At 53.9% G+C, this 25,963-nt stretch carries 26 protein-coding genes; 21 read left to right on the top strand and 5 right to left on the bottom strand.

Translation table 11 applies throughout. The features are described from left to right. Positions 1-506 precede the first annotated feature (506 nt). The 5 genes from glpE (at position 507) to glpD (ending at position 6,061) form a co-directional block, all read left to right on the top strand. Entirely contained in the window at positions 507-836 is a 330-nt protein-coding gene (glpE, locus tag R2X38_RS20285; RefSeq protein ID WP_317524161.1) for a thiosulfate sulfurtransferase GlpE, read from the top strand. Between the two features lie 84 nt (positions 837-920). Then, entirely contained in the window at positions 921-1,751 is an 831-nt protein-coding gene (glpG, locus tag R2X38_RS20280; RefSeq protein WP_317524160.1) for a rhomboid family intramembrane serine protease GlpG, read from the top strand. A gap of 270 nt (positions 1,752-2,021) precedes the next feature. Further along, entirely contained in the window at positions 2,022-3,392 is a 1,371-nt protein-coding gene (glpT, locus tag R2X38_RS20275; protein WP_317524159.1) for a glycerol-3-phosphate transporter, read from the top strand. Positions 3,393-3,559: 167 nt separating this feature from the next. Further along, complete coding sequence (locus R2X38_RS20270; RefSeq protein ID WP_317524158.1) at positions 3,560-4,321, top strand: DeoR/GlpR family transcriptional regulator; 762 nt, start codon at positions 3,560-3,562, stop codon at positions 4,319-4,321. Positions 4,322-4,546: 225 nt separating this feature from the next. Then, positions 4,547-6,061 carry a glycerol-3-phosphate dehydrogenase gene (glpD, locus tag R2X38_RS20265; RefSeq protein WP_317524156.1) on the top strand — a complete coding sequence of 505 codons (1,515 nt, stop codon included), beginning with the start codon at positions 4,547-4,549 and terminating at the stop codon, positions 6,059-6,061. 92 nt (positions 6,062-6,153) lie between these two features. Here the strand turns inward: glpD and R2X38_RS20260 are convergent, their stop codons facing one another. Next, complete coding sequence (locus tag R2X38_RS20260; protein ID WP_317524155.1) at positions 6,154-6,567, bottom strand: flagellar basal body-associated protein FliL; 414 nt, start codon at positions 6,565-6,567, stop codon at positions 6,154-6,156. A gap of 169 nt (positions 6,568-6,736) precedes the next feature. On the opposite strand from R2X38_RS20260, the gene R2X38_RS20255 reads away from it, so the two are divergent. Both R2X38_RS20255 and ubiA read left to right on the top strand, forming a co-directional pair. After that, positions 6,737-7,282, top strand: a complete 546-nt coding sequence (locus R2X38_RS20255) for a chorismate lyase (RefSeq protein ID WP_317524154.1) — start codon at positions 6,737-6,739, stop codon at positions 7,280-7,282. Beyond that, on the top strand, positions 7,279-8,133 hold the full coding sequence (gene ubiA, locus R2X38_RS20250) for a 4-hydroxybenzoate octaprenyltransferase (protein WP_411185619.1): 855 nt from the start codon (positions 7,279-7,281) through the stop codon (positions 8,131-8,133). The genes R2X38_RS20255 and ubiA overlap by 4 nt, the downstream gene beginning before the upstream one ends. A 277-nt stretch (positions 8,134-8,410) precedes the next feature. Here ubiA and plsB read toward each other — a convergent pair whose 3' ends face one another. Beyond that, the gene (gene plsB, locus R2X38_RS20245; RefSeq protein ID WP_317524152.1) at positions 8,411-10,861 is read right to left on the bottom strand and encodes a glycerol-3-phosphate 1-O-acyltransferase PlsB; all 2,451 of its coding nucleotides are present in this window, start codon (positions 10,859-10,861) and stop codon (positions 8,411-8,413) included. Between the two features lie 279 nt (positions 10,862-11,140). Between plsB and lexA the strand changes: the two genes are divergently transcribed. The 6 genes from lexA (at position 11,141) to R2X38_RS20215 (ending at position 17,203) form a co-directional block, all read left to right on the top strand. Then, on the top strand, positions 11,141-11,758 hold the full coding sequence (gene lexA, locus R2X38_RS20240; RefSeq protein ID WP_317524151.1) for a transcriptional repressor LexA: 618 nt from the start codon (positions 11,141-11,143) through the stop codon (positions 11,756-11,758). An 83-nt stretch (positions 11,759-11,841) separates the two neighbouring features. Then, positions 11,842-12,642: a class I SAM-dependent methyltransferase gene (locus R2X38_RS20235; protein ID WP_317524150.1), complete on the top strand. Its 801-nt coding sequence runs from the start codon at positions 11,842-11,844 to the stop codon at positions 12,640-12,642. A 282-nt stretch (positions 12,643-12,924) separates the two neighbouring features. Further along, complete coding sequence (coxB, locus tag R2X38_RS20230; protein ID WP_317524148.1) at positions 12,925-14,070, top strand: cytochrome c oxidase subunit II; 1,146 nt, start codon at positions 12,925-12,927, stop codon at positions 14,068-14,070. A gap of 14 nt (positions 14,071-14,084) precedes the next feature. Further along, positions 14,085-15,695 carry a cytochrome c oxidase subunit I gene (ctaD, locus tag R2X38_RS20225; protein ID WP_317524169.1) on the top strand — a complete coding sequence of 537 codons (1,611 nt, stop codon included), beginning with the start codon at positions 14,085-14,087 and terminating at the stop codon, positions 15,693-15,695. Between the two features lie 14 nt (positions 15,696-15,709). Next, the gene (locus R2X38_RS20220; protein ID WP_411185615.1) at positions 15,710-16,291 is read left to right on the top strand and encodes a cytochrome c oxidase assembly protein; all 582 of its coding nucleotides are present in this window, start codon (positions 15,710-15,712) and stop codon (positions 16,289-16,291) included. 9 nt (positions 16,292-16,300) lie between these two features. After that, complete coding sequence (locus R2X38_RS20215; RefSeq protein ID WP_317524167.1) at positions 16,301-17,203, top strand: cytochrome c oxidase subunit 3; 903 nt, start codon at positions 16,301-16,303, stop codon at positions 17,201-17,203. A 50-nt stretch (positions 17,204-17,253) separates the two neighbouring features. Here the strand turns inward: R2X38_RS20215 and R2X38_RS20210 are convergent, their stop codons facing one another. Next, positions 17,254-17,460, bottom strand: a complete 207-nt coding sequence (locus R2X38_RS20210; protein WP_317524147.1) for a DUF2909 domain-containing protein — start codon at positions 17,458-17,460, stop codon at positions 17,254-17,256. 29 nt (positions 17,461-17,489) lie between these two features. On the opposite strand from R2X38_RS20210, the gene R2X38_RS20205 reads away from it, so the two are divergent. The 6 genes from R2X38_RS20205 (at position 17,490) to R2X38_RS20180 (ending at position 22,737) form a co-directional block, all read left to right on the top strand. Beyond that, on the top strand, positions 17,490-18,167 hold the full coding sequence (locus R2X38_RS20205) for an SURF1 family protein (protein WP_317524146.1): 678 nt from the start codon (positions 17,490-17,492) through the stop codon (positions 18,165-18,167). Next, entirely contained in the window at positions 18,164-18,712 is a 549-nt protein-coding gene (locus R2X38_RS20200; protein WP_317524145.1) for a cytochrome oxidase, read from the top strand. Before R2X38_RS20205 ends, R2X38_RS20200 begins: the two co-directional genes overlap by 4 nt. A gap of 12 nt (positions 18,713-18,724) precedes the next feature. Then, entirely contained in the window at positions 18,725-19,753 is a 1,029-nt protein-coding gene (locus R2X38_RS20195; protein WP_317524144.1) for a COX15/CtaA family protein, read from the top strand. Positions 19,754-19,802: 49 nt separating this feature from the next. Next, entirely contained in the window at positions 19,803-20,723 is a 921-nt protein-coding gene (cyoE, locus tag R2X38_RS20190; RefSeq protein WP_317524143.1) for a heme o synthase, read from the top strand. A 144-nt stretch (positions 20,724-20,867) separates the two neighbouring features. Further along, positions 20,868-22,238, top strand: a complete 1,371-nt coding sequence (gene dinF, locus R2X38_RS20185; protein WP_317524142.1) for an MATE family efflux transporter DinF — start codon at positions 20,868-20,870, stop codon at positions 22,236-22,238. Between the two features lie 103 nt (positions 22,239-22,341). Then, positions 22,342-22,737, top strand: a complete 396-nt coding sequence (locus R2X38_RS20180) for a hypothetical protein (protein ID WP_317524141.1) — start codon at positions 22,342-22,344, stop codon at positions 22,735-22,737. Between the two features lie 180 nt (positions 22,738-22,917). Here the strand turns inward: R2X38_RS20180 and nfuA are convergent, their stop codons facing one another. Next, positions 22,918-23,496, bottom strand: a complete 579-nt coding sequence (nfuA, locus tag R2X38_RS20175; RefSeq protein WP_281027410.1) for a Fe-S biogenesis protein NfuA — start codon at positions 23,494-23,496, stop codon at positions 22,918-22,920. 87 nt (positions 23,497-23,583) lie between these two features. Continuing rightward, positions 23,584-24,315 (bottom strand): ComF family protein, encoded by a 732-nt coding sequence (locus tag R2X38_RS20170; RefSeq protein ID WP_317524140.1) that lies wholly within the window; start codon positions 24,313-24,315, stop codon positions 23,584-23,586. A gap of 36 nt (positions 24,316-24,351) precedes the next feature. Between R2X38_RS20170 and bioH the strand changes: the two genes are divergently transcribed. Both bioH and R2X38_RS20160 read left to right on the top strand, forming a co-directional pair. Next, positions 24,352-25,116 carry a pimeloyl-ACP methyl ester esterase BioH gene (bioH, locus tag R2X38_RS20165; protein WP_317524139.1) on the top strand — a complete coding sequence of 255 codons (765 nt, stop codon included), beginning with the start codon at positions 24,352-24,354 and terminating at the stop codon, positions 25,114-25,116. 216 nt (positions 25,117-25,332) lie between these two features. Beyond that, positions 25,333-25,791: an ATP-dependent Lon protease gene (locus R2X38_RS20160; protein ID WP_317524137.1), complete on the top strand. Its 459-nt coding sequence runs from the start codon at positions 25,333-25,335 to the stop codon at positions 25,789-25,791. Positions 25,792-25,963 lie beyond the last annotated feature (172 nt).

Below are 25,963 nucleotides of genomic sequence, written 5' to 3'. Positions count from 1 at the left end.
GCCCAAATCAAGGACCGTTCGTATCAGTAAAACCCGCTATGTGGTTCGCTCCAAACATCTTAATTGATAGGAGTTAAGCCTAGGGCTGGTTTTTTTGTGCCAAAAATCTGGGAGATACATCACAAAACTAGGTTGAAATGTGAAGTTGAAACAAGTTTATCCACAGCTTTTTACATGATCCGATCTACATATAGTGGATCCAAATTCAACAAAACACATTATCAACGTAATTCACAGCTTTTTCCACAACTGGTGGTGTTTTGATCAACAAAGAGCGGTGTTGGTTGATTCACACGTTGCGAGCCCTTTTGCAGTGCGGCTTTGCTCGAATCTCGGCCTTGATGGTTAACCTTAGTTTTTCGATGGGGTTGTGAGTAACTTGATCGGTTACAATGGCGGCATAAAACGAAATGTGGTGGTTTGGGCCAAAACGGACGATCGTCACACTTTTATCGGGTGGGACGATCCTGCCTGTTGATCAATTCCAACAAGAGTCAGCGTAATTTATGGATCAGTTTGAACATATTTCTGCCGAGCAGGCTTATACCATGCTCACCGAGGACGGCAGCGAAGCGGTATTGGTTGATATCCGTGATCCCCAGTCCTATGCCCTGAACCATCCCGAAGGCGCGTTTCACCTAACTAATGATACAATGGTGGCGTTTATGGATGAGGTTGATTTCGAGCAACCTGTGATTGTGATGTGCTATCACGGTATCAGCAGCCAGGGGGCTGCCCAATATCTTATCCACCAGGGCTTTGACTGTGTTTACAGCCTTGATGGTGGGTTTGAAGCCTGGAAGCGCAGCGCATACCCTTGCGTCCAGATGGCCTGAACACAGGTCACACAGGGGGCAGGGTAGGAGATGCTTGATATAACGTTCTGATTTTGCCACATAGCCCTTCACGTGGAGACCGATATGCACCGCTTAGCCGGATTGAACAACCCCCGCCAGGCGCAGGCGTTTATTGATTATATGGCCTCGCGAGGCATTGCTCTGGTGATGGCCCCAGAGCCGGAGGGCCTGTTTGCCCTATGGCTGGAAGATGGCCAGTATTTGGTGGAAGCAGAGGCTGAGCTCAACCAGTTTCTGTCCAATCCGTACGATCGCAAATACCAGGCGGCATCATGGGATGTGGCAGAGACGAGAACTGCCAAGTTCCATTACCGTAGCCCGAGCCTGCTGGGCTTGGTTCGCGCCCAGGCAGGGCCATTTACCCTGCTGGTCATGGTGGTCTCGGTGGTGGTTTACTTGCTATGGTTGCTGGGAATGCAGCAGCCGGTCTTTCGCCTGATGCACTTTCCGGTGATGGATGGCGATGAGTGGCAGCTGTGGCGTTTCTTCTCCCATGCGCTGATCCACTTTTCGACCCTGCATGTGGTGTTCAACTGCCTGTGGTGGTGGATCCTCGGCGGGCAGCTCGAAAGACACAGTGGCAGTGCCAAGCTGCTGCAGGTGTTTCTTATCTCGGCACTGATCTCCGGCTTTGCCCAGTTCTGGCTCCACGGCCCGAATTTCGGCGGCCTGTCCGGTGTGGTGTATGCCTTGCTGGGTTATATCTGGTGGATGGGCTGGTTGGCACCCAACCGCGGTTTGTCGATCCCCAAACCCTATGTTGTCTTCATGCTGGTGTGGTTGGTGTTGGGTTTTGCCGATGTGCTGGGCATGTCGGTGGCCAATATGGCACACCTTTTTGGCCTGCTCAGTGGTTGTGCCCTTGGCTGGGTGGATGCCAAACTGCGTCGTTAGGTCGATTTTGGCCCACAAAAGAGGTGAATATCCGGCTTGGGATGTTCACCTTTTTTGTTGATATGCCATGTTGGCTCGTAGTTCTGCTAAAATCCCCTGCTTTCTTACTGCTAACCCAGTGATTAAATCTACCTATTTGACACTATTCACATTTTCTTACCTTCATTAGAGCAATAATTTGCATACCTTGAGCGTTATTGATTACTTTCGCTCGTCTTGTACTCGTTTGTACCCATACCATCGCAAAAACACTATAAAAAGGAACATTCTATGTTTGGTATTTTCAAACCGGCTCTGCATCGGGAGCGTCTGCCCGATGGCAAGGTTGACTCCACCTACCAGCGCCTGCGTTGGCAGCTGTTCGCCGGTATTTTCATTGGCTACGCTGGCTACTACCTTGTGCGAAAAAATTTCAGCCTGGCAATGCCTTACCTTATCGAGGAATACGGCTACAGCCGCGGTGATCTGGGGGTCGCCCTGGCAGCGGTCTCTATCGCCTATGGCCTGTCGAAATTCTTGATGGGCAGTGTGTCCGACCGCTCCAACCCGCGCTACTTCCTGGCGGCTGGTTTGAGTATGTCGGCCATTGTCATGTTGTGCTTTGGCTTTATGCCGTGGGCAACGAGCAGTATTGCTGCGATGTTTATTCTGCTGTTCCTGAACGGCTGGTTCCAGGGTATGGGGTGGCCGGCCTGTGGCCGGACCATGGTGCACTGGTGGTCGCGCAAGGAAAGGGGTGAGGTTGTATCGGTCTGGAACGTTGCCCATAACGTCGGTGGCGGTCTGATCGGTCCGATGTTCCTGCTTGGTCTGTGGGCATTCAACGATGACTGGAAAGCGGCGTTCTACGTGCCTGCATTCTTTGCTTTGCTGGTAGCGGCATTCACCTTGCTGGTAATGCGTGATACGCCTCAGTCGTGCGGCCTGCCTTCTATCGAAGAGCATAAGGATGATTATCCTGATAGCTATGATGCCTCCCATGAAAAAGAGATGACGGCGAAAGAGATCTTCTTCAAGTACGTGTTCAACAACAAGCTGTTGTGGTTCATCGCGGTGGCGAATGCCTTTGTTTATCTGATCCGCTATGGGGTATTGGACTGGGCGCCGGTCTACCTGAGCGAAGTGAAGGATTTCACCGTAGATAAATCGTCTTGGGCTTACTTCCTGTACGAGTGGGCGGGCATTCCGGGTACGCTGCTGTGTGGCTGGATGTCGGATAAATTCTTCAAGGGCCGCCGTGCGCCTGCGGGGATACTGTTCATGGCGTTGGTAACGGTTGCGGTATTGGTTTACTGGTTCAACCCTGCCGGTAACCCGGCGGTTGATATGGCTGCGCTGGTGGCTATCGGCTTCCTGATCTACGGTCCGGTAATGCTGATCGGTCTATATGCACTTGAACTGGCACCGAAGAAAGCAGCAGGTACGGCTGCTGGCCTGACGGGTCTGTTTGGCTACTTGGGTGGTGCGGTTGCGGCCAATGCTATCCTGGGCTATACCGTTGACCACTTCGGCTGGGACGGTGGCTTTATGGTGCTGACTGCATCATGTGGCCTATCAATCTTCTTCCTGACATTGGCACTGATTGGTGAAAGCCGTCTGCACCGTGAGAAAGAAGCGGGTCAGCAAGCACAAAATGCATGATTGGGAGCGCCATCATTGGCATCTTGATTAGACCCTAGGTAATATGACAAGGCTTCGCATTGGGCGGAGCCTTGTTGTTTTGCAAGCTATTCTTGCCTTAATGATATCGATTTCATAAGAGTGCTTGTTAGGGTACCAGGCCACAGCGAAAGGGAGCCGCGTCAGTCGTGAAGCAGAGTAAACGTCACCAGGAAATTATTGATCTTGTCAAAACCCAAGGCTATGTCAGCACTGATGACTTGGTTGAGCGGTTCAATGTCAGCCCGCAGACCATTCGGCGGGATCTCAACGAACTGGCGGAGGACAACAAAATCCGCCGCCATCACGGTGGGGCGACCATCCCATCGAGCTCGGTCAACACCTCCTACAGCACCCGCAAGGTGATGCAGCTGGCCGAGAAAGACAACATTGCCCAGGCCATGGTGGCCCATATTCCTGATGGGGCCACGCTGTTCATTGATATCGGTACCACCCCGGAAGCGGTGGCCCGTGCGCTGCTAGACCATAACGATTTGCGGATCGTGACCAACAATCTCAATGTCGCCAGTATCTTGACCGGAAAAGATGACTTTCGGGTTATCTTGGCTGGGGGTGAAGTACGCAACCGCGATGGCGGTATCGTCGGTGAGGCGACCTTGGACTTCATCTCCCAGTTCCGCCTCGATTTCGGTATCTTGGGGATCAGCGGGATTGATCTCGATGGTTCGCTGCTTGATTTTGACTACCATGAAGTCCGGGTCAAGCAGGCGATTATTGAGAACAGCCGCTGTGTGATGCTTGGTGTCGATCATACCAAGTTCGGCCGAAATGCCATGGTCAACCTGGGCGATATCAGCCAGATCGACATGCTGTTTACTGACCAGACGCCGCCGGAAGAGCTGGGCAAACGCCTGGCTGAACATGAAACACATATCGAAATCATTAAGTAACACTTCTATATCATCGGCTTATAGGCCAAATGATCTGTTCTAACGAGCGGGCTGCTAAATTAGCAGCCCGCTTTTTTTTCGCGAAAATGCCATCTCGATCATAATTATTTAAACATTCGAGCATAACAATGATGATCTCAATCAATTTTTTGTCTATAGTGCTCGTTATCGAGCATTTGTGCGCGAAAAAGAACATTAACGAAAGTCGGTAGTCGAGGTGGTGAAATGGCAGCAAATAACGAAGTATTGGATCTGATCGTCGTCGGGGGCGGTATCAACGGTGCAGGTATTGCTGCGGATGCGGCAGGCCGTGGCCTGAAGGTTGGCCTGTACGAAGCACAGGATTTCGCATCGGCTACGTCGTCGGCCAGCTCGAAGCTGATCCACGGCGGTCTGCGCTACCTAGAACACTACGAGTTTCGTTTGGTCGGTGAAGCACTGGCCGAGCGGGAAGTGCTGCTGAAAAAAATCCCCCATATCGCCCGCCCAATGCGTTTCCGCCTGCCGCACCGCCCGCATTTACGCCCGGCATGGATGATCCGCGCCGGTTTGTTCTTATACGACCACCTTGGCAAGCGCACCACACTGCCGGCAAGCTGCGGCCTCAAGTTTGGCGATGAGTCGGTGCTGGTACCGGAAATTACCGAGGGTTTCGAATACTCTGATTGCTGGGTTGATGACGCCCGTTTGGTGATCCTCAATGCTATGGAAGTGGCCCAGCGCGGTGGCGAAGTGCGTAACCGCTGCAGTGTCGAAGCTGCCGAGCGAGACGGTGAGCTGTGGCGCGTGACGGTTCGCAACAGCTTGACCGGCGAGGTGTTTGAGCGCCGCTGCCATGCATTGGTCAATGCGGCGGGGCCGTGGGTCAAAGCGTTTTACGATAAAAGCCTGGCGCTGCCGTCGCCACGTAATATCCGCCTGATCAAAGGCTCCCATATCGTGGTTCCTCGGGTACATGGTGAGGAGCAGGCGTATATCCTGCAAAATGAAGATAACCGTATTGTCTTCGTGATCCCTTACCTTGATCGTTTCTCAATCATTGGGACGACGGATGTTGAATACAATGGTGACCCGCGCGAGGTGGCGATTGATGACAATGAAATCGGTTATCTGCTGGATGTCTACAACAACCATTTCGTCAACAAGCTAACCCGCGACGATGTGGTGTGGACCTACAGCGGGGTGCGTCCGTTGTGTGATGATGAATCTGATTCACCGCAGGCTATCACCCGTGACTACACACTGGAATTGGAGCAGGAAGGTAGCCAGGCGCCACTGCTGTCAATCTTCGGTGGCAAGCTGACGACCTACCGCAAGCTGGCCGAAACTGCGATGGCCAAGCTGGCACCTTTCTTCCCGCAGATGGCTCAGCCGTGGACGGCGGACGCTTACCTGCCGGGTGGCGAGGCCGGTTTTGATGCCAAGGGACATGCCGCGAATTTGCAGCAGCGTTTCCCATGGTTGGAAGCGGTCGCGGCTGAGCGCATGGCGACAAATTACGGTAACCGCAGCGAAGATATCTTTGCCGGAGTGACGAGCGAGGCAGACATGGGACAGCACTTTGGTGCCGGCTTCTATGCCAAGGAGCTGGAATACCTGCTGCGTTTCGAGTTTGTCCAGCAGGTTGAAGATGTTCTGTGGCGTCGCAGCAAGCTGGGCTTGTACCTCAATCAGGAACAGCAGCAGCAAGTGGCCGAGTTTATTGCCAACTGGCAGGCAGGTCATGAAAGTGCGGCCTAATCGGGATTAAAAGTGAATATCCAGCACTGAAAAAAGCAGTATTAATGGAAAAGGCGCCGATGGCGCCTTTGTTGTATCTGGAGGTTATCGTCTTACTGGTAGAGATATTTGGTAAACAATAGCTCGGTCAGCAGTCGTTTGTTGGTCTCGATCAGCAATAACTCATTGACCTTGTTCAGGCATGCCTGGCGGATTTCCTCGCGGCCCGCCAGAGATTTAACCCGGGCTTCGGACTGTTGGCCGATGATGCTGATGATGGCATCGCGGATCAGCGGGGCATGGTGTTCAACTTCCGGGATGAGGGAAGGATCAGCCACCATGAGATCAACCTGTAGGCGGAGGTAACCGATTTTCTTGCCTTGGGTTACATAGTTGGTCGTAATGTCTGGGGCCAGGGTGTAATAGGTATATTGCGGGTTGGCCGGAGCGCCGTCATTGGCTGAGGCTGATACCGGCACCAGTAAACTCGCCAACAGGAAAAGTAATCCAGGTAAAGTCAATTTCATTATGATGCTCATAGAGTTATTGGTTTTTATGGCTGCAAATGAGTTTCTTTCGATCGTAACGATATTCGTACTGGTTACAGCTTGCTACAATAGTGTTTCTTCATGGTAATAAATTAACCTTGATCTACCAAGCCCTAGTCGGCGATTGGGTAGAGATTTTGTTGGAAAGATGTCGAAATTCAAACAGTTGTACAAGCCCATGCTGGACAGTGCCCAATGGCAGGCACCGGATCAAACAGTCATAGAAGGGACTGAGTTTGGGCATTGGTTGTTGGAGTTGGACTCCTTGTCGCGTCGGTTCGAGCGTCACTGCCGGGCATTTACCGTGTCACTGGAAGAGCAGGGGCAGATCAGCCGTGAGCGTTTGACCGACGATGAACGTGCCTTGATCGGTGATGTTGACTGCCTTCTTCGCAAGGTAGTATTAAAAGGAGATGGTGTGCCGTGGGTGTTTGCCAGAACCCTGATCCCGATGACCACCCTGACAGGCCAGGAGCAGGATTTGGCACAACTGGGGGAAATGCCACTGGGGTTCCGGGTTTTTACCGACCGCACTGCACGCCGCGATGCGCTGGTGGTCGCCAACGTCGGAACCGAACAGCAACCGGTCTGGGCGAGGCGCTCGCGGTTGTGGCTTAATGATAAGCCGCTGCTGGTGGCCGAGCTGTTTTTGCAGGAAGCACCGATTTATAAGGAGACCCTAAGTTGGAAATGACCAAGATGAAAGCGTTCTGGCAACTGGCGCGCTTCGATCGTCCTATTGGTAGCCTGTTGCTGCTGTGGCCGACGCTGTGGGCGTTGTTTTTGGCCGCCGAAGGTATGCCCAATCCCCATGTCATGGGGGTGTTCGTCCTCGGGGTGATTTTCATGCGGGCGGCGGGCTGCGTGATCAACGATTTTGCCGACCGTAATTTCGACGGCCATGTCAAACGTACTGCCCAGCGGCCGATGCCGTCGGGTAAGGTGTCGGAACGTGAGGCGCTGGCCTTGTTCGGTTTGCTGGTACTGGTATCGTTTCTGCTGGTGCTGACCATGAACACCCTGACCATCATGCTGTCGGTGGTGGCGGTGATCTTGGCTGCGGCTTATCCATTTATGAAGCGCTATACCCACCTGCCGCAGTTGGTGCTGGGAATGGCGTTTGGCTGGTCGATCCCGATGGCCTATGCGGCCCAGGCCGGTGAATTACCTGCGGTGGCTTGGCTGCTGTTTGTCGCCAATATCCTCTGGACCATCGCCTATGACACCCAGTATGCCATGGTTGATCGTGACGATGACCTCAAGGTGGGTATCAAGTCGACGGCAATCCTGTTTGGCCGTTTTGACAAGATGAGCATCGGCTTGCTGCAGTTGGGCACTCTGATCTTGCTAATTGCGGTTGGGGCGATTGAAGGCATGTCCCAGGTCTACTACTGGTGCTTGTTGTTAGCCTCCTCGCTGTTTGTTTACCAGCAAATGCTGATCCGCGGCCGCGAGCGTGAGCCTTGTTTCAAAGCATTTTTGAACAACAACTATGTCGGCATGCTGATCTGCGTGGGTATCGCAATCAGCACTTATTTGGCCTAGTTTACCTCTTCAAGCCAACCCTTCCTTGTGATTGAAAAGCGCCGCTAGCGGCGCTTTTTTTGTGTCTCTGTAGCGATAAGTCTCTATAGCGCTAAAAAGTATAACGGTAACAAGTCGAGGGAATAAGCTTTTGGGTTATCGTAGGCCAATCACTCAAAAAGCTGTTCAGCTTCCGCCTCGAAGACTGGCACAACAACTTAGCAAGAACTGGATGACAAAACCGAAGGTGAAAAAAAGGGCTGCCGTTGGCAGCCCTCAGCGCTAGATGTGCCAGTGATTAGGTGTCGGCCTCGGATTCATCGCCTCGGTCTTCGCGGTTCATCACCGCTTGGATGGTCAGCTTCACCTCCGGTGATACCAAGGCAGCAAGCTGTTCGGCAAGTTGCTCGACCGGTTGCGATACCGCGTGGCATTCCTCGTTAAGGTAGCCTTCGCTGCGCAGGGTTTTCACCAAGGTTGCAAACACACCCTTGTCGAAGAACTCTGGTGCATTGATACCGTGCAGACGGCTCAGGCGCTGGGCCATCATCTGGCTCTGCTGCTCGAGATCGCTCTTCATCAGCTGCGGCTCGGAGTTGAGCAGGGTCAGGGCAATGGCATAACGCTGCAAAGTTTCTGTGATAGTACGGGCCAGTAGGTGAAGCGGGCCGATACGGGCGCTGTTGAGGGTAATCGTATCGCCATCACGCAGTACCAGACGCTGGCGAACCAGCTCTTCTACTTGACCTTCAATCACCGATTCCAGCTCTTCTTTGCCAAAGCGCAAGAACAACTCGGCCTGCAGGAATGGGTAAAGGCGGCTGACTTGCTCGACAATCTCGGCCACGCTCAGTTTTTGGTGGTGGATAACGATATTGGCGATCAGCGATGGCATCGCAAACAGGTGGATGATGTTGTTACGGTAGTAGGTCATCAGGATCGCCTGCTGGCGGTTCAGCGATACCATTTCACCCAGGCTGTCACGTTCGACTACGAACTTGTCCATCTCGATGGCGTGTTTGACCATCGTCTTGGCATCTTCATCCGGCACGGTGAACTGACCTGAGTAAGGGACATTGCGAAGCAACTGCAGGTAGCAGTCGATTTGCTGTTCCAGATCCTCACGGCTCAGTGCACGCTGGCGGGCAGCAAGCAGGGCAACACCGCACAGGGTCAGGGCGTTGGTGGCAGCCGCGTCGTTGATATGGGTCATCATCTTCACTGCCAGATCGTTAACGACCGGGTTCAGCCACTGCGGGCGCTGCGGTTCGATAGGATCGATATCCTTGTGCCACTCAGGAACATGCTCGTTAAGGTAGTGGTTGAGCGGGATAGGCTCGCCGAAGTTGACGTAGCCCTGACCAAGGTTGCGCAGTTTGCGCAGGGTACGGATCACTTGGCCGAGGTTTTCCTTCTCCTTACGTTTGCCGCGCAGCTCTTTGGCGTAGGTCGCCACTTCCATCACATGCTCGTAACCGATGTAAACCGGGACCAGGGTCACCGGACGGTTGAGGCCGCGCAGCATCGCCTGGATGGTCATCGACAGCATACCGGTTTTGGCCGGTAGCAAACGACCGGTACGGGAGCGGCCGCCTTCACTGAAGTATTCCACCGAGTAGCCTTTGGCAAACAGCTCGGCCAGGTATTCACGGAATACGGTCGAGTACAGGCGGTTGCCCTTGAAGCTGCGGCGGATAAAGAACGCGCCACCACGGCGGAAAATCGGGCCGGCAGGGAAGAAGTTCAGGTTGATACCCGCTGCAATATGCGGTGGCACCAGGCCCTCCTGGTACAGCACGTATGACAGCAGCAGGTAGTCCATGTGGCTGCGGTGACACGGCACGTAGACAATCTCGTGGCCGTCTTGGGCCAGCTTGCGCACCTGCTTGGCATTATTGATATTCAGCCCTTGGTAGAGCTTGTTCCACAGCCAGCCGAGGAATCGGTCGCCCCGCTTGATCAGCGAATAGGAGAAATCGGCCGCAATCTCTTCCATCATATCGACGGCTTCCTTGCGTACCTTCTCGATCGGCACATCGCGGCTTGCCGCTTCTTCTGCCACCACTTTCTCAATGGCTTTGGAGTTCAGTAGGCGCCTAAACAGCACCTGGCGGTCGGGCAGTTTTGGGCCGGATGCGGCCAACTGCTGACGCGAGAAGTGGATACGCGCCACCCTTGCCAGTTTATTGGCAATAGAGTCGTCGGTACCGTGGTGATCAGCCATGTAGCGCAGGGATACTGCCGGGCTCAGGCGCACCATACAGTCGCGGCCATGGCCGAGAATGGTGAAGAACTTTTCCGGGCCATTGAGTGGACGCAGTACCGGACGGTGGTTCTCTTCCTTGCCGGGCTTGCGGCCCCACAGGATTGAAGCCGGAACAACCTGGATATCCAGCTCACTGTCTTGCTTGTGGTGCTCGAGCAGGGCGGTGAACAGATCAATGGATTCCTGCGGCAGCTCGTTTTTGTCGCCGAAGACACTTGGGCCATCGGAAATATAGACATAGCGGACAAACTGTTGTCCGTTGAGCTCTAGCGGTGACAGCGGATCAGGCAGCCCGAGTTTCAGGGTGCTGCTGCGCAGCGTCATCAAATCTGTGTTTGAGCGGAACGGCAGGATATAAACTATCGGGCGTTCCAAATCCAATTCCAGATCCGCAGCCGGATCAGATGGAATAGAGTGGGTTTTAACCAGCAGAGAAAGCGGCAAATCCAGTATTTTTTGATAGATTTTCTGCCAACTTGACATATCTTTTACTAGCCTCGAATTCTTAATGCGTGGCAAGGATAGCAGAAAAAAACCAGTTATAAGCAGCGAAATAGCACAGACTTGCCGTTATATGACATTTTTATTGATTTACATACTGTCTTTGGTATCCCTTTTAGGTATTGGAAATGGTGGCTTACGGGAAAGATGCCCTGCTGGTGAATTTACGCCAAAATTGTTGTTTTCCTAAACAATAACCTTTTCAAGCGACAGAACACTGGATATACTCACAGTGAACTGTATAAAAAGACAGGGTGAGTTATGAAGCCGTTAACGCCGCGCCAACAAGAAGTCTTTGATTTGATCAAAGCAAAAATTGAAGATACTGGAATGCCGCCAACACGTGCTGAAATAGCCCGTGAACTCGGCTTCCGCTCAGCCAATGCTGCCGAAGAGCACCTCAAGGCACTGGCCCGAAAAGAAGTGATTGAAATTATTCCTGGCGCTTCCCGTGGGATCCGCCTTATCGCAAGCAATGATGACGAAGAAAGCGGACTGCCGCTGATTGGCCAAGTGGCTGCCGGTGAGCCGATTTTGGCCCAGGAGCATGTCGAAACCCATTACGAGGTGGACCCGTCGTTGTTCAAGCCTCGTGCTGATTTCCTACTGCGGGTAAACGGCATGAGTATGAAGGATATCGGGATCATGGATGGTGATTTACTCGCTGTGCACAAAACCCAGGATGTCCGTAATGGCCAGGTGGTAGTGGCCCGGGTTGAAGACGATGTGACGGTAAAACGTCTCGAGCGCAAAGGCGCGCAGGTTTTGCTGCATGCCGAGAACGAGGAGTTTGCTCCTATCGTGGTCGATCTCAACACCCAGCACCTGTCTATTGAAGGTATCGCCGTCGGGGTGATCCGCAATACCGACTGGATGTAACCACTCGGTATAAAAAACAGCCATAACCACTTTACAAGTGGTAATGATAGTCATTATCATCTCAGTATTAGAAGGAGATGATAATGACAGAGTCCGTCCGCCATGATATTCCCGCCGATCTGCTCCAGCCGCTGTGGCTTCGTAGCCGTGAAAGCCTGGCCGATGATCGCCTGATTTATGATCCCGTTGCCGCTGCGGCTTGCAGCCAATGCAGCCTCAAGCCCGAATGCCTCAAGGGCAATGTCTCCCAGCAACAACTGCTGCATGCCAGCCTGGCACTGATTTGTGACCGTCAAGTTCAACAGTTTTTGCGCCGTCATCCCGATGGACGGATCGTCAATCTCGGCAGTGGGCTGGATACCCGTTTTTACCGAGTGGATAATGGCCGCTGTCGCTGGTTTGATATCGATGTGGGTGAAAACCTGCTGTGGCGCCAACGACTATTCCACCGAAGTGAACGCTACCGGATGTTGCCTGGTTCAACCTCGGATTTATCCTGGCTGCAAGCGCTGCCTTCGATGTCAGGTGCGCCGGTTTTGGTTCTGTGCGATGGGGCGTTGCTGGCCTCCAGCGAGTCTGAGCTGGCTCAGGTTGTCCAGTCATTGGCCTGTCACTTTGGTCGTTTTGAGCTGTGTTTGGTGGTGGCCGGTGATTTGTGTCAGTCGCCACTGGCCAGCAAAATGGGCGTCGGAAAACCTTTTGGCCATGCATTGCGTGACCCGCAACGCAAGATGCTGCAGTGGTTGCCATGGGCAACGGCTGTGGGGCGTTATAGTCCGATGGACAGCGCTTGCTTACGATGGAAAAACTGGCAACGTTGGTTAGCCCGTGTGCCTGGCTTGAAATTCCGTATGCTGCCGGTATTGCTGCATATTCATCTGTAAATCTTACAATTGGCACAGAGTTGCTGCTACACATCTCCTGTTTGTATCTAGCATGCAATATGCCAGCTTGGATTTTTTCTCTACTTTTCCTTTCTATTTTTTTGCGTAATCTCACGATCCTGTCCTAAGTTAAAATGTAAACAAACTGTTAACCGTGTAACTGTGGATGACATTTTATCTGCAGCGTCTGCAGGGAAGACTCTGATCATTTTGCGCTGTCCCCACGAACTATTTTGTGTTCTCGGGGTATTTGATAGGAAAAGGATAGGAGGGAGCCGGGTGATGATTCGCCATCTGATGTGCTGTCTGTTTGTTTTGCTGGCCGTGCCAGCAAAGGCAGACGTTCAACCCATGCCACTGAACATGACCCAGGGAGTAACCGAGGTCAGCCAGCGGGTGTTTGATCTCCACATGACGATTTTCTATATCTGTGTGGCGATCGGTCTGGTGGTTTTCGGGGTGATGTTCTGGTCTATCATCCACCACCGTAAGTCAAAAGGGGCTGTTGCAGCCTCCTTCCATGAAAGTACCAAAGTGGAAATCCTCTGGACGGTGATCCCGTTCGTAATCCTTATCATCATGGCAGTGCCTGCTACCAAGACCTTGTTGGCAATGGAAGATACGACCCAGGCCGACATGACCATCCAGGTTACAGGTTCGCAATGGAAATGGCACTACAGCTATTTCGGCGAGGATGTCGAGTTCTTCTCGCTGCTAGCAACCAGCCCAGCCCAAATTGCCAACGAGCGTGAAAAACGCAGCAATTACCTGCTGGAAGTTGACCGCCCGCTGGTGCTGCCGATTGGCAAGAAAGTACGCTTTTTGATCACCTCTCAAGATGTCATCCACTCTTGGTGGGTGCCGGATTTTGCGGTGAAGAAAGATGCCAACCCCGGATTTATCAATGAAGCCTGGACCCGTATCGATGAGCCGGGGATATACCGTGGTCAGTGTGCAGAGTTGTGCGGCAAGGATCATGGCTTTATGCCGGTGGTGGTGATTGCCAAGCCGCAGGCTGAGTACGAAGAGTGGTTGCAGGCGACCAAGGTTGCCCAACAGCAGGCGCGTGAAGAAGAGCAGCGCTTGCTGGCGATGCAGATGGATATGGATGAGCTGATGACCCTGGGCGAGCAGGTTTACAACACCCGCTGTGCCATGTGTCACCAGGCCAATGGCCAGGGGATCCCTGGGGCCTTCCCTGGACTGGCAGGCCAAGGGTTATCGGTTGACCCTAATGCCAAGCTGGAACACATCAGTATCGTTGTTCACGGTAAGCAGGGAACGGCAATGCAGGCATTTGGCCCGCAGTTGAGCCTAAAGGAGCTGGCGGCAGTGATCACTTATGAGCGCAACGCCTGGGATAACAATACCGGAGACACCGTGCAGGCTGCCGAAGTGCAGGCTGTGATGGACGGTCAGGACCTATAGGGGAGAGAGTGACGATGACGGATATGTTGCGTGAGCAGACCGAGGTCGAGGAAACCCAGACCGAGCAGCATGAACATCACGAACACCACCAGACCGGTCTCAAGCGCTGGCTGTTTACGACTAACCACAAAGACATCGGCTCGTTGTACCTGATGTTCAGTTTTGCCATGTTCCTGATTGGCGGTGCGATGGCGATGGTGATCCGGGCCGAGCTGTTCCAACCCGGCCTGCAGTTGGTTGATCCGAACTTTTTCAACCAGATGACCACGGTCCATGGTCTTATCATGGTCTTTGGCGCGGTGATGCCGGCGTTTACCGGCCTCGCCAACTGGATGGTGCCGCTGATGATTGGTGCCCCGGATATGGCGCTGCCGCGAATGAACAACTGGAGCTTCTGGATCCTGCCTTTTGCTTTCACCATGTTGCTGGCTTCACTGTTCATGGAGGGCGGCGGTCCTAACTTCGGCTGGACCTTCTATGCACCGCTCTCTACCACCTACAGCCCGGAAAGTACCGGCCTGTTTGTTTTCGCTATCCATATTATGGGGATCAGCTCGATTATGGGGGCGATCAATGTCATCGTCACCATTGTCAACATGCGAGCGCCGGGTATGACCTACATGAAGATGCCGCTGTTCGTCTGGACCTGGTTGATCACCGCATTCCTGCTGATTGCCGTGATGCCGGTACTGGCCGGGGCGGTGACCATGGTGCTGACCGATAAGTACTTTGGCACCAGCTTCTTCGATGCCGCTGGCGGGGGCGACCCAGTCATGTTCCAGCACATTTTCTGGTTCTTCGGCCACCCGGAAGTGTACATCATGATTTTGCCGAGTTTCGGTATTATTTCGGCGATTATCCCGGCATTTTCGCGCAAGAAGCTGTTCGGTTACAGCTCAATGGTCTATGCCACCGCGTCGATTGCCGGCTTGAGCTTCCTGGTATGGGCCCACCATATGTTCACCACCGGGATGCCGGTGGCTGCCGAGCTGTTCTTCATGTACTGCACCATGCTGATCTCGGTGCCGACCGGGGTCAAGGTGTTCAACTGGGTGGCGACCATGTGGCGCGGCTCGCTGACATTCGAAGTGCCGATGCTGTTTGCCATCGCCTTTATCGTGCTGTTCACCATCGGCGGCTTCTCCGGCCTGATGCTGGCAATCACACCGGCTGACTTCCAGTACCACGATACCTATTTCGTGGTGGCCCATTTCCACTATGTGCTGGTGTCCGGGGCGATCTTCTCCATCATGGCGGCCGCCTACTACTGGCTGCCGAAGTGGACCGGCCACATGTTCGACGAGAAGCTGGCCAAGTGGCATTTCTGGTGCTCGATAATTTCGGTCAATATCTTATTTTTTCCGATGCATTTCCTCGGCCTGGCCGGGATGCCGCGCCGGATCCCCGATTACGCACTGCAGTTTGCCGATATCAATGCGGTGGTCAGTGTCGGCGGGTTCCTGTTCGGCTTGTCCCAGCTGATATTCCTTGCCGTGGTAATCAAATGTGTTCGCGGCGGGGAGAAAGCTGCGGCCAAGCCGTGGGATGGTGCCGAAGGGCTGGAATGGACGGTGGCCTCGCCGGCTCCGCATCATACGTTCTCGACCCCACCTAAAGTGGATTAACGGGAGGGATAGCGATGGATAAGCCCCAGTTTGATCAAGGCCCTGAGAAGAGCATGGAGCCGGCAAAGAAAAAGCAGCGCTCTATCTGGTCACTGACCCTGATGGCGGTGGTGATGTTCGGCTTCGCGTTTGCCTTGGTGCCCCTGTACGACGTGTTCTGCGATATCACCGGTATCAACGGCAAAACGTCGGATACCCAGGCGACGGCCAGCGAGCGGGTCGATACCAGTCGCGTGGTCACGGTGGAGTTTGTCTCGTACATCAACCCCGGCATGCAATGGACGTTCGAGCCGGAGGTTAAGACGCTGGTGGTTAACCCTGGCCAGACCCACACCATTACTTACAAGGCCAAGAACTTGACCGGGCAAGAAACCATTGGCCAGGCCGTACCTTCGGTCAGCCCGGGCCAGGGGGCGCGTTACCTGAATAAAATCGAATGTTTCTGTTTCAACCGCCAGCCGTTGGCCGCGGGCGAAACAGCCAGTTTGCCGCTGATTTTCTATGTCGACCCGGAACTGCCAGAAGACATCAACACCTTGACCCTGGCCTACACCCTTTACAACGCCCAGCCGGATGCGCCGGCTCAAACGCAATGAGGTTGAATGATGGCGAATCCTTATTCTGAACATGATCAATCTGTGACTCCTCCGCACGAGAATTACTATGTGCCCGAGGCCAGTGCCTGGCCGATAGTGGGCGCGATAGCCTTGTTTCTCATTGCGATGGGGGCGGGGGCTACGGTCGGGGACCTCTTCGGGGGGCAGGGGCCTTGGATTTTGCTGTCCGGGGTCGGTTTGCTGCTGATCATGCTGGTGGGCTGGTTTCGGGATGTGATCAGCGAGTCAATAGCCGGGTTGTATAGCCGCCAGATGGATCGCTCGTTCCGCCAGGGAATGAGCTGGTTCATTTTCTCCGAGGTGATGTTCTTCGCTGCCTTCTTCGGGGCGCTGTTTTATGCCCGGATGATAGCCGTGCCTTGGCTCGGTGGGGCGGGAAACAACGCCATGACCCATGCTGTGCTGTGGCCGGATTTTGTCGCCCAGTGGCCATTGGTGATGACTCCTGGCGGGGCGGAAACCACTGCGATGGGGCCGATTGGCCTGCCGCTTTACAACACGCTGATCCTGCTGGCGTCATCGGTCACTGTCCATATTGCCCACACGGCTCTGGAGCAAGACAACCGGCCTAAGCTCAAACTGTTCCTGTTATTGACTGTGCTGCTGGGTTCGCTGTTTGTCTATTTGCAGGGTGTAGAGTATGTCCATGCCTACCAGGATATGGGGCTGACTTTGGATGCGGGGATCTACGGTAATACCTTCTTTTTGCTGACCGGGTTCCACGGCCTGCATGTCACCCTCGGGACCATCATTCTGTTCATCGTCTGGTTGCGGGTATTGCGCGGTCACTTTACCCCCGAGAAACATTTTGCCTTCCAGGCCGGGGCTTGGTACTGGCACTTTGTTGATGTGGTCTGGCTCGGGCTGTTTGTGTTCGTTTATATCCTGTGAGGCTAGAGGCTAGAGGCTAGAGGCTAGAGGCTAGAGGCTAGCATTGACGACTAGTAGGGCCTTGGGTTGGGGGTGATGTAGCCGCTGGCCAGCGCAATCAACAGCAGGGCGAACAGAAAGACGGAGAACAGTACCCGTCGCCCGAGGTGGCGGGACATTGGCTGGCCCTGTTTGCCTTTGAGCATCACGGGCAAGGCCCGGAACAGGTTCAGCACGATAAAAATCAACAGGAAAACAATCAGGGCTTTGAGCAACATAGAGGTCTCCGGTCAGGACTGGGTGAATCATGCGTCGGATAGGTTTTATTCTTTTTACTGTGGCGGTACTGGCGACATTGGTCAAGTTGGGTTTTTGGCAAATGACCCGTGCCCAGGAAAAAGAAAGTCTCGGCCATGCACTGAAATTCCGCAGCGAGCAGATGTACTACAGCCTGGCAAGCCTGCCCTCGGATCCTCGTTGGTACAGCCTGACCCTGCGCGGGGAATTTGACCACAGTAAGGCGGTGCTGCTGGATAACCAGCTTTACCAAGGCCGTCCGGGTTACCACGTGCTGTATCCCTTTGAGGTTGATGGAGGCTGGGTATTGGTGAATTTAGGCTGGATTGCGGCACCGGCCTACCGCGAGCAAATTCCTGTGCTGCCGGAGCATCATGGCGAGGTGCTGGTGAGCGGTATCATTGCGCCCCCCTCGGCGTTGCTGGAGCTGGCCCCGGAGGTGATGGGGCAGGGCTACCCGCTCAGGGTACAGAACATCAGCATGGCTGATTTGGCCGACCACATGGAACTAGCCCTTCCTCCCTGGGTTTTGCAGATTGATCCGGACAGCCCGCTGGCGCTCAATCAAACCTGGATCCCCGTGGTCATGGGGCCGCAGAAACATTATGCCTACGCCCTGCAATGGTTTTTGATGGCGTTGGCAGTATCAGGACTGGCTTTTTGGTGGCTGAGACGGAGTAAACCATGAAGAAACAGGGGACGTTACTACTACTTTTCGGTGCTTTCGCCTTGCCGGTAATTCTGGCCAAGCTGGTGCTTGATCTCAACTGGTACCAAGGCGGGGTGACCAACCGTGGTGAACTGTTGGAATCACCGCTTGCGTCGGAGTGGCTGGGTGAAAGCCGCCAGTGGCAATTGATTTATTTGCTGCCTGAGCAATGTGATGAGCTGTGCCAGGGGGCATTGTTCAATCTGCGCCAGGTCCCCCAGGCGGTCGGTGCCGAGCAAGGCAGGCTCAGCAGTGTCCTGCTGATTGATGGTGACACGCTTGATGAACAGTCCGGAGAGGTGAAAAAGCAGATGTCCGGTATCGAGCAACGTCAGGTGCCAGGCTATGTGGTCAGTCAGCTCAAAACCTTGGAGTACGGTGCCAAGGCTATCTACATTGCTGACCCATTGGGAAATGTGATGATGGCCTACCCTTTGGTTAAAGGGCAGGTGGCGATACTGGCACAGGGTAAGGATGTGCTGAGGGATCTCAAGCGGTTGCTGAAGATTTCGAAAATCGGCTAGGGAGAGCATGTGATGAATCAAGATAATTACCGCATCTGGGTAGCCGTGACATTTGCCTTGTCATTGTGCGTGATAGCCCTCGGGGCCTATACCCGTTTGACCGAAGCTGGCTTGGGGTGCCCGGATTGGCCCGGATGCTATGGTTTTGCTGGTGTGCCAAAAAGTGAAACCCAGCAGGCATTGGCTGCCACCCGCTTTCCTGATGCGCCATTGGAAGCTGACAAAGCGTGGAACGAGATGCTTCATCGCTACGTTGCCGGGACGTTGGGCCTGATGATTTTGGCGCTCAACGTCATGGCATGGCGCAGACCTTCCCGTCCCAAAGGGCTGCCAGCCTTGCTGCTGGCGACCGTGATTTTCCAGGCCCTGCTCGGGATGTGGACCGTCACCATGGATTTGATGCCCGTTGTCGTGATGGGACACTTGTTGGGCGGGTTTACCACCGCCTCTTTGCTTTTCCTGCTCTGGCTGCGGCTTGGCACAACATCATCCCCCCCTTCTTCGGTACGTGCCAGCAGCGGGTTACAGGCATTTGCCCTGTTCGGCTTGCTGGTCGTCATCGGGCAGATCGCCTTGGGAGGCTGGACGGCAGCCAATTACGCGGCGGTGGTCTGTACCCAGCTGCCATTGTGTGAGGTGGATTGGCGCCAGAGCTTTGATACCTCGGCTTTTGGCCTGATTCAGCCCGAGCATGAGACCTACCAATACGGGGTGCTGGACTATCAACAGCGGGTCACTATCCATGTCACCCACCGAATCGGGGCTATGGTTACGGCATTTGTTTTACTGAGCCTCGCCTGCCTGTTGTGGCAACAGCGAGCATTGAGGGGAGTCGCTGGCGTGATGATGGTTGTGCTGGTTGGTCAAATAGTCCTTGGCATTACCAATGTCGTCGCCAGTCTGCCGTTGTCGGTGGCGGTGGCTCATAACGTCACAGCGGTTTTATTGTTGCTGTCGTTGGTGGCAGTGAATTTGCAGGTACACCGGATGCGGCAGTTGGGCCGATATCCCAATCGAATCGCCTCCCGGATGGGAAGCTGATAGGCAAGTGGATGTAAGGCGTGTGGATTAGCCAGAGGAGGGCCAGGGTATGGCAAAGAGTCAGGTGGTAGCAAAAGGGGGCTACAAGCCTCTTTCATCAGGAAGGGTGTGGCAGGACTACTTGACCATGACCAAGCCCAAAGTCGTTGCCATGTTGTTGCTGACTGCGCTAGTCGGGATGTGCTTGGCAGTTCCCGGGATCCCGCCACTTAAGGCGGTCGTTTTTGGTTTGGCTGGGATTGGCTTGCAGTCGGCAGCCGCCGCCGCATTCAACCATGTGCTCGACCGCCGCTTCGATGCCAAGATGGCGAGGACCTACCATCGTCCATTGGCCAAAGGACGGGTAGAAACCCATAAAGCGGTGATTTTTGCTTGTGTATTGATGGTGGCTGGGTTTGTGGTGCTGTGGCAGCTCAATGCGCTGACGGCCTGGCTGACGTTTGCTAGCTTGATTGGTTATGCCTTGGTTTACACCGTTTGGCTCAAGCACGCCACACCGCAGAATATTGTGATCGGTGGCCTTGCCGGGGCCGCGCCACCCCTGCTAGGCTGGACAGCGGTAACCGGTGAATTGCACTCCCATGCTTTGCTTTTAGTGATGCTGGTCTTTACCTGGACCCCGCCGCATTTTTGGGCATTGGCTATCCATCGCCGGGATGATTACGCCAAGGCAGGGATCCCAATGCTGCCGGTGACCCACGGTATAAGCTATACCAAGACCATGGTGCTGCTTTATACCTTGATGTTGGCACTGGTGGGTCTGTTACCTTGGCTGACAGGGATGAGCGGTTGGCTGTATCTGATAGGAAGCAGCGTGCTCAACCTTGGTTTTATCGGTTATGCCGTGAAGCTCAAGTTTGCCGATGAGCCCGGCCATGCCTGGGCAACCTTCAAGTACTCGATCTGGCATTTGCTGGCACTGTTTGTGGTGTTGTTGGCAGATCACTGGCTGGCAGCGTTATTGGTTTAGTATTAATGCCGGTCTGATAATGGCGGCTGAGATATCAGACGGCTTACCCGAATATTCCCATTCTGCAGACTGGGGATCGCCCCTGTGGATTATGTCCATGGGGGCTTTTTATTTGTGGCCAGACATCTGATAATCGCGGGCCGGATGTCGAGAATTGAGGTTGTTGTGCTGCAAGCGTTGCGAGATAGAAACTTACACCGCCAGGTATTTGCCTTGGCCCTGCCGATGGTGCTGTCGAATATTACGGTCCCCCTGCTGGGTCTGGTTGATGCTGCGGTGATTGGTCACCTTGAACACGCCTGGTACCTCGGCGGCGTTGCAGTGGGCGGCACCATGATCAATGTGACCTTCTGGCTGCTGGGTTTTTTGCGGATGGCAACAACCGGCCTCAGCGCCCAAGCCTATGGGGCCTCGGATCGCGACGCCCAGGCGACGGTGTTTATCCAAGGCATGGCACTGGCATGGTTAATGGCACTGGTACTGATTATCTGCCATAAACCGGTGGCCGATCTAATTTTCCATTTCAGTGCTGCCAGCAGTGAAGTAAAAACCTATGCCGAGCAGTATTTCTCGATCCGGATCTGGGGCGCCCCGGCAGCACTGGCGAATTTCGTCATTATGGGGTGGTTGCTCGGTACCCAGAATGCCAAGTTGCCGATGTGGTTATTGATTGTGACCAATATCGTCAACATTGGCTTGGATGTGCTGTTTGTGCTTGGCTTGGGCTGGAAAGTCCAAGGAGCCGCGGCCGCCTCGGTATTGGCGGAATACAGCGGGCTGGTTTTGGGACTGTGGTTTGCCTCCCGCCAGTGGCGCAGCCATGCACTGCCAGCCTTGCGCGCCAAGCTAGGCAGTGCCCGCCAGGGGATAGGCCGTCTTCTCAAGCTCAACCGGGACATTTTCCTGCGTAGCCTATGCCTGCAATTAACTTTCACGTTCATGACATTCCAGGGCGCGACATTGGGCGATAATGTGGTGGCTGCCAACGCGGTGCTGATGAGCTTTCTGATGCTGGTCTCCTATGCGATGGATGGCTTTGCCTATGCCATGGAAGCCATGGTCGGCAAGGCGATTGGTGCCCGCAATCGCGATGAACTTGGGCGCAGCCTGGTGGGAACCACATTCTGGAGCCTGGTGATCTCCTTGGTCTTGACCCTGGTATTTGTCCTATTCGGTCGTGAGATAATCGCCTTGATTTCCGATATCCCGGCGGTGCAGCAAGAGGCAGGCCAGTACTTGCCGTGGCTGGCAGCGGTGCCGCTGGTGGCGATGTGGTGCTTTTTGCTTGATGGCATCTTTATCGGGGCAACCCGCGGGCGCGAGATGCGTAACAGTATGTTTGTCGCAACCTGCTGTTATTTCATCATTTGGTGGTTGCTGTCCGGTTTTGGCAACCATGCGCTTTGGGGGGCGATGCTCGGGTTCATGGCGATGCGCGGGGCTGGCTTGGCGGTGGTTTTTGCCTACAAGTGGCAAAAAAATATTTTCCTACAACCAGCTAGTACAAACAAATAGTTAGGATTAATTGACTTAATTTGCTCAGTTTTGCGGCAAAAAAAGCTACCCAGGTGAGCGAGTGCTGGTTAAAATATAATCTTTTTGCCACCTTGGAGGATAAATGAAAAAAGCAGTCTTAGCACTTTTTTTAGCCGTGATAACGATGAGCTGGGTAGCACCGGCAATGGCCGCCGCTATCCATGGCAAGTCATACAAGGTGAGTGCAACGGCATATAATTCAGTCCGGGCCCAGACCAACTCCAACCCAACGATTGCGGCTTGGGGAGATAGGCTGAAACCGGGCATGAAAGCCATTGCGGTTTCCCGAGATCTACTGAACCGAGGCTTCAAACGCGGCACAATAGTGAAAATCTCCGGGCTACCGGGTGAGTATGTGGTACTGGACAAGATGAACAAGCGATGGCGCAACAAGATAGATATCTATATGGGCCAGGATGTTCAAGCCGCAAGGAACTGGGGACGCCGTAATGTGACCATTACCGTTGTGAGGTCATAATAACGGTATCAAAAACCTGAAAACATAACAGTTCTAGCACTTTGATAGAATCGCTATTTTTTCAGATTCGAGAGCATACCAAGCGGGTTAACAGTTTTATCAACAGTACTGTTTGTTTGGTATGCAAAAAAGCGAGAACCTCGGTTCTCGCTTTTTTTATTTGCCTTGCAGCAGTGGGCTTTAGTAGTAAGAGTGCTCACCACGGGCGTGCTCAGTCACATCGCGAACGCCAGTTAGCTCACCGGCGAACTGGGCTAGCAGCTCTTTTTCGATACCTTCTTTCAAGGTCACATCAACCATTGAGCAGCCGTTACAACCGCCGCCGAACTGCAGGATGGCCACACCATCTTCAGTGATTTCAGACAGTGATACATGGCCACCGTGGCCAGCAAGCTGTGGGTTGACCTGAGTTTGGATCACGTAGTCAACACGCTCCATCAGAGGTGCATCATCAGACACTTTGCGTACCTTGGCATTCGGTGCTTTCAGTGTTAGCTGTGAACCCATCTTGTCGGTGACAAAGTCAATCTCAGCATCTTCAAGGAAAGGTAGGCTTAGTTCATCAACGAAAGCAGAGAACAGATCGAACTTGATTTCGGTGTCACTGGCTTCCACGGCTTCCGGTGGACAGTAGGACACGCCGCACTCTGCATTTTGCGTACCTGGGTTTACCACGAATACACGGATGTTAGTCCCTTCTGGCTGCTGGGCCAGAAGCTTGCCGAAGTGCTGTTGAGCATTCTCAGAAATAGTAATCATAGACACGACGTAATACCTGACTTATTTAGTAAGATTAATTCTATTCTACTCTTTGCTGCCCTTTCTATCACCCATTAATCGCTGCAACTATGATTTCGGCACGGATCTTGTCGATTTTTCTGCAGTTTTTTCTGGTGGGGTAAAGCTGAGGCAGTAGATGTCTATCCGTTTTACACCCGCTAGGCGCAACAGTGTGGCGGCTTCTGCAACCGTTGTGCCGGTGGTGACGACATCATCGACAAGGGCAACATGGCTCGGCAATTTTCCCCCTTTAAGTATAAAAGCTTGTTCAAGGTTATGCTGGCGCTGTGCTTTGCTCAGTGTGTGCTGGGGCGGGGTATAGCGAAGGCGTTTGAGCCGTCGGGTATCCAGTTGGCTTCCGGTCTGTCTGGCAACGGCCTGGGCAATGAGGCTGCTTTGGTTAAAACCGCGTTGGAGTAAACGCCGGGGATGTAAAGGAATAGGTAGCAGCAAGGGGGCGGGTTCATCGATCTGCTGTGCCATGAGTTCGCCAAGCGGTTGGGCCAACCAGAATTTACGCTGGAATTTCAGCTGGTGGATCAGGTGGCGCAGGGGGAACTGATATTCGCCTAGGCGGTAGAGGCGCTGCCAGGGCCTGGGAGCTTTCAGGCATTGGCCGCAATGCTCGGCATCTACGGCCAGTGTATTACCACAGTGATGGCAATAAGGCGGGCTGGGAAAGTGGCCAAGGCAATGGCTGCACCACACTGGATGGGGGCCGTCGACGGGCAGGTGGCATAACGGGCAGCGGTGGTAGCGGCGCAGAAAGTTGGTGAATTGGTCAAATAGCGATACCATCCGTGTAATCCCTGGTGGCAAATATAGGAAATATAGATGACAGCTGAGCTTCACTGGCAAACGCAAGGACAAGGTTCCGATCTACTTCTCATTCATGGCTGGGGAATGAATGGCGCCGTGTGGCAGCAGGTAATGCCTGCGCTGGCGCAGCACTATCGGGTGCATGTAGTGGATCTGCCGGGTTACGGACATAGCCAGCACCTGCCGGCTGCCGATGTTGATGAGATGGCCAGCCAATTATTGGCGCAGGCACCGGATCAGGCCATTTGGCTCGGCTGGTCATTGGGCGGTTTGGTGGCAAAGTCTGCCGCGTTGCAGGCGCCGGATAGGGTGAAGCAATTAGTCACGGTGGCTAGCTCTCCGTGCTTTGCCGCGGAAAAAGACTGGCGCGGGATCAAACCGCAGGTGCTGGATGATTTTCGCAGCCAGCTTGATTCGGACTTCAGAGCGACTGTCGAGCGGTTTATGGCTTTGCAGGCGATGGGAAGTAAGACTGCCCGCCAGGATATTCGCCAGCTCAAGGAAGCGGTATTGTCCCGTCCTGAGCCGAATCCTGATGCGTTGGCTCTCGGGCTTGATATGCTGGGTCAGGTTGATTTACGCCCATTACTAGCAACTATCTCCCAGCCTTGGCTACGCTTGTATGGCCGGTTGGATGGCTTGGTGCCGGCCAAGGTTGCCCGCGAGCTTGATAAGCTTGCCCCACAGTCGCAGCAACATGTGTTTGCGGGTGCTTCACATGCACCGTTTATCTCCCATCCTGATGAATTTATCGATACGCTAAAAGCCTTTACGGGTTAATATGAGTACTCGCTGGTGAGAAACTGATGTTAAAGCAAGCGGCCTAAACTTTTTCTCATTTGGGCCGATAGCAAAATTAAGACGTGAACCAAGATATCAACGCCAACAGCGATGGTTACTATAATGCCTGAGAGTGGCTTGCCGTCGCAGGAATTGTTGCAACCGTATTGCAGGCCATAGCTTAGATAAGAAAAATCTCAGGAGAGAGGCTCCAACATGCTAGTCACTCCCGTACAGGTGGGCGCGCCAGCCGTGGCCCCGACAGTTAACCCGCCAACCGAGCAAACCGCGCGGGATAATCGCGTACGTGAGAAAATTGTCCCTACCACCGAAATGCAATCCTCTGCCCAGGAGCGTGCCCTGAGCAGCGAAGAAAAACAGCTCAAGAAACCTTCCTGGGACCCGTCCGAACACCCCGATTACCAGCAAGCCGTTGAAGAGAAGCATTACGGCTACCAGGAGTCGATGGAAATGCTGGTCAAGGCCCTGTCAGCCGAAAGCTATATGGCGGATGTCAGCGATCTGGGCTATTCCATGCACATCAAACTGCCGCGCGATCTGCTCGAGGCACTACAGCAGATCAGTGAGTCGGAGCGTACCAAGGGTGTTGTCGCCCACAAGTACGCCCAGGCCACTGTGCCTAATCCGCCAACGGAGTATTTGGTGGTGTTGTGATACGGCGAGGGGCGTGAAAAGCGGCCATGGGCTAGAGGGAAAATCCTATCTGTTGTATTGCTTGACAAAGCTTGGCAGCAAGAAACGATGTTAAATCGCCAATCGCCAATCGCCAATCGCCAATCGCCAATCGCCAATCGCCAATCGCCAATCGCCAATCGCCAATCGCCAA

The organism is Photobacterium rosenbergii (genome assembly GCF_033022775.1).
In the GTDB taxonomy this organism is placed as follows: Bacteria; Pseudomonadota; Gammaproteobacteria; order Enterobacterales; family Vibrionaceae; genus Photobacterium; species Photobacterium rosenbergii_A.
The sequence above is the reverse complement of the archived record's forward strand: the minus strand, read 5'-3'. Positions and strand labels throughout refer to the sequence as shown.

What these genes read in the sequence shown, in the direction of transcription:
- glpE (WP_317524161.1), top strand. Translation starts at nt 507, where the DNA reads ATGGATCAGTTTGAACATATTTCTGCCGAGCAGGCTTATACCATGCTC.
- glpG (WP_317524160.1), top strand. Translation starts at nt 921, where the DNA reads ATGCACCGCTTAGCCGGATTGAACAACCCCCGCCAGGCGCAGGCGTTT.
- glpT (WP_317524159.1), top strand. Translation starts at nt 2,022, where the DNA reads ATGTTTGGTATTTTCAAACCGGCTCTGCATCGGGAGCGTCTGCCCGAT.
- glpD (WP_317524156.1), top strand. Translation starts at nt 4,547, where the DNA reads ATGGCAGCAAATAACGAAGTATTGGATCTGATCGTCGTCGGGGGCGGT.
- R2X38_RS20260 (WP_317524155.1), bottom strand. Translation starts at nt 6,567, where the DNA reads ATGAAATTGACTTTACCTGGATTACTTTTCCTGTTGGCGAGTTTACTG.
- R2X38_RS20255 (WP_317524154.1), top strand. Translation starts at nt 6,737, where the DNA reads ATGTCGAAATTCAAACAGTTGTACAAGCCCATGCTGGACAGTGCCCAA.
- ubiA (WP_411185619.1), top strand. Translation starts at nt 7,279, where the DNA reads ATGACCAAGATGAAAGCGTTCTGGCAACTGGCGCGCTTCGATCGTCCT.
- plsB (WP_317524152.1), bottom strand. Translation starts at nt 10,861, where the DNA reads ATGTCAAGTTGGCAGAAAATCTATCAAAAAATACTGGATTTGCCGCTT.
- lexA (WP_317524151.1), top strand. Translation starts at nt 11,141, where the DNA reads ATGAAGCCGTTAACGCCGCGCCAACAAGAAGTCTTTGATTTGATCAAA.
- R2X38_RS20235 (WP_317524150.1), top strand. Translation starts at nt 11,842, where the DNA reads ATGACAGAGTCCGTCCGCCATGATATTCCCGCCGATCTGCTCCAGCCG.
- coxB (WP_317524148.1), top strand. Translation starts at nt 12,925, where the DNA reads ATGATTCGCCATCTGATGTGCTGTCTGTTTGTTTTGCTGGCCGTGCCA.
- ctaD (WP_317524169.1), top strand. Translation starts at nt 14,085, where the DNA reads ATGACGGATATGTTGCGTGAGCAGACCGAGGTCGAGGAAACCCAGACC.
- R2X38_RS20220 (WP_411185615.1), top strand. Translation starts at nt 15,710, where the DNA reads ATGGATAAGCCCCAGTTTGATCAAGGCCCTGAGAAGAGCATGGAGCCG.
- R2X38_RS20215 (WP_317524167.1), top strand. Translation starts at nt 16,301, where the DNA reads ATGGCGAATCCTTATTCTGAACATGATCAATCTGTGACTCCTCCGCAC.
- R2X38_RS20210 (WP_317524147.1), bottom strand. Translation starts at nt 17,460, where the DNA reads ATGTTGCTCAAAGCCCTGATTGTTTTCCTGTTGATTTTTATCGTGCTG.
- R2X38_RS20205 (WP_317524146.1), top strand. Translation starts at nt 17,490, where the DNA reads ATGCGTCGGATAGGTTTTATTCTTTTTACTGTGGCGGTACTGGCGACA.
- R2X38_RS20200 (WP_317524145.1), top strand. Translation starts at nt 18,164, where the DNA reads ATGAAGAAACAGGGGACGTTACTACTACTTTTCGGTGCTTTCGCCTTG.
- R2X38_RS20195 (WP_317524144.1), top strand. Translation starts at nt 18,725, where the DNA reads ATGAATCAAGATAATTACCGCATCTGGGTAGCCGTGACATTTGCCTTG.
- cyoE (WP_317524143.1), top strand. Translation starts at nt 19,803, where the DNA reads ATGGCAAAGAGTCAGGTGGTAGCAAAAGGGGGCTACAAGCCTCTTTCA.
- dinF (WP_317524142.1), top strand. Translation starts at nt 20,868, where the DNA reads ATGTCGAGAATTGAGGTTGTTGTGCTGCAAGCGTTGCGAGATAGAAAC.
- R2X38_RS20180 (WP_317524141.1), top strand. Translation starts at nt 22,342, where the DNA reads ATGAAAAAAGCAGTCTTAGCACTTTTTTTAGCCGTGATAACGATGAGC.
- nfuA (WP_281027410.1), bottom strand. Translation starts at nt 23,496, where the DNA reads ATGATTACTATTTCTGAGAATGCTCAACAGCACTTCGGCAAGCTTCTG.
- R2X38_RS20170 (WP_317524140.1), bottom strand. Translation starts at nt 24,315, where the DNA reads ATGGTATCGCTATTTGACCAATTCACCAACTTTCTGCGCCGCTACCAC.
- bioH (WP_317524139.1), top strand. Translation starts at nt 24,352, where the DNA reads ATGACAGCTGAGCTTCACTGGCAAACGCAAGGACAAGGTTCCGATCTA.
- R2X38_RS20160 (WP_317524137.1), top strand. Translation starts at nt 25,333, where the DNA reads ATGCTAGTCACTCCCGTACAGGTGGGCGCGCCAGCCGTGGCCCCGACA.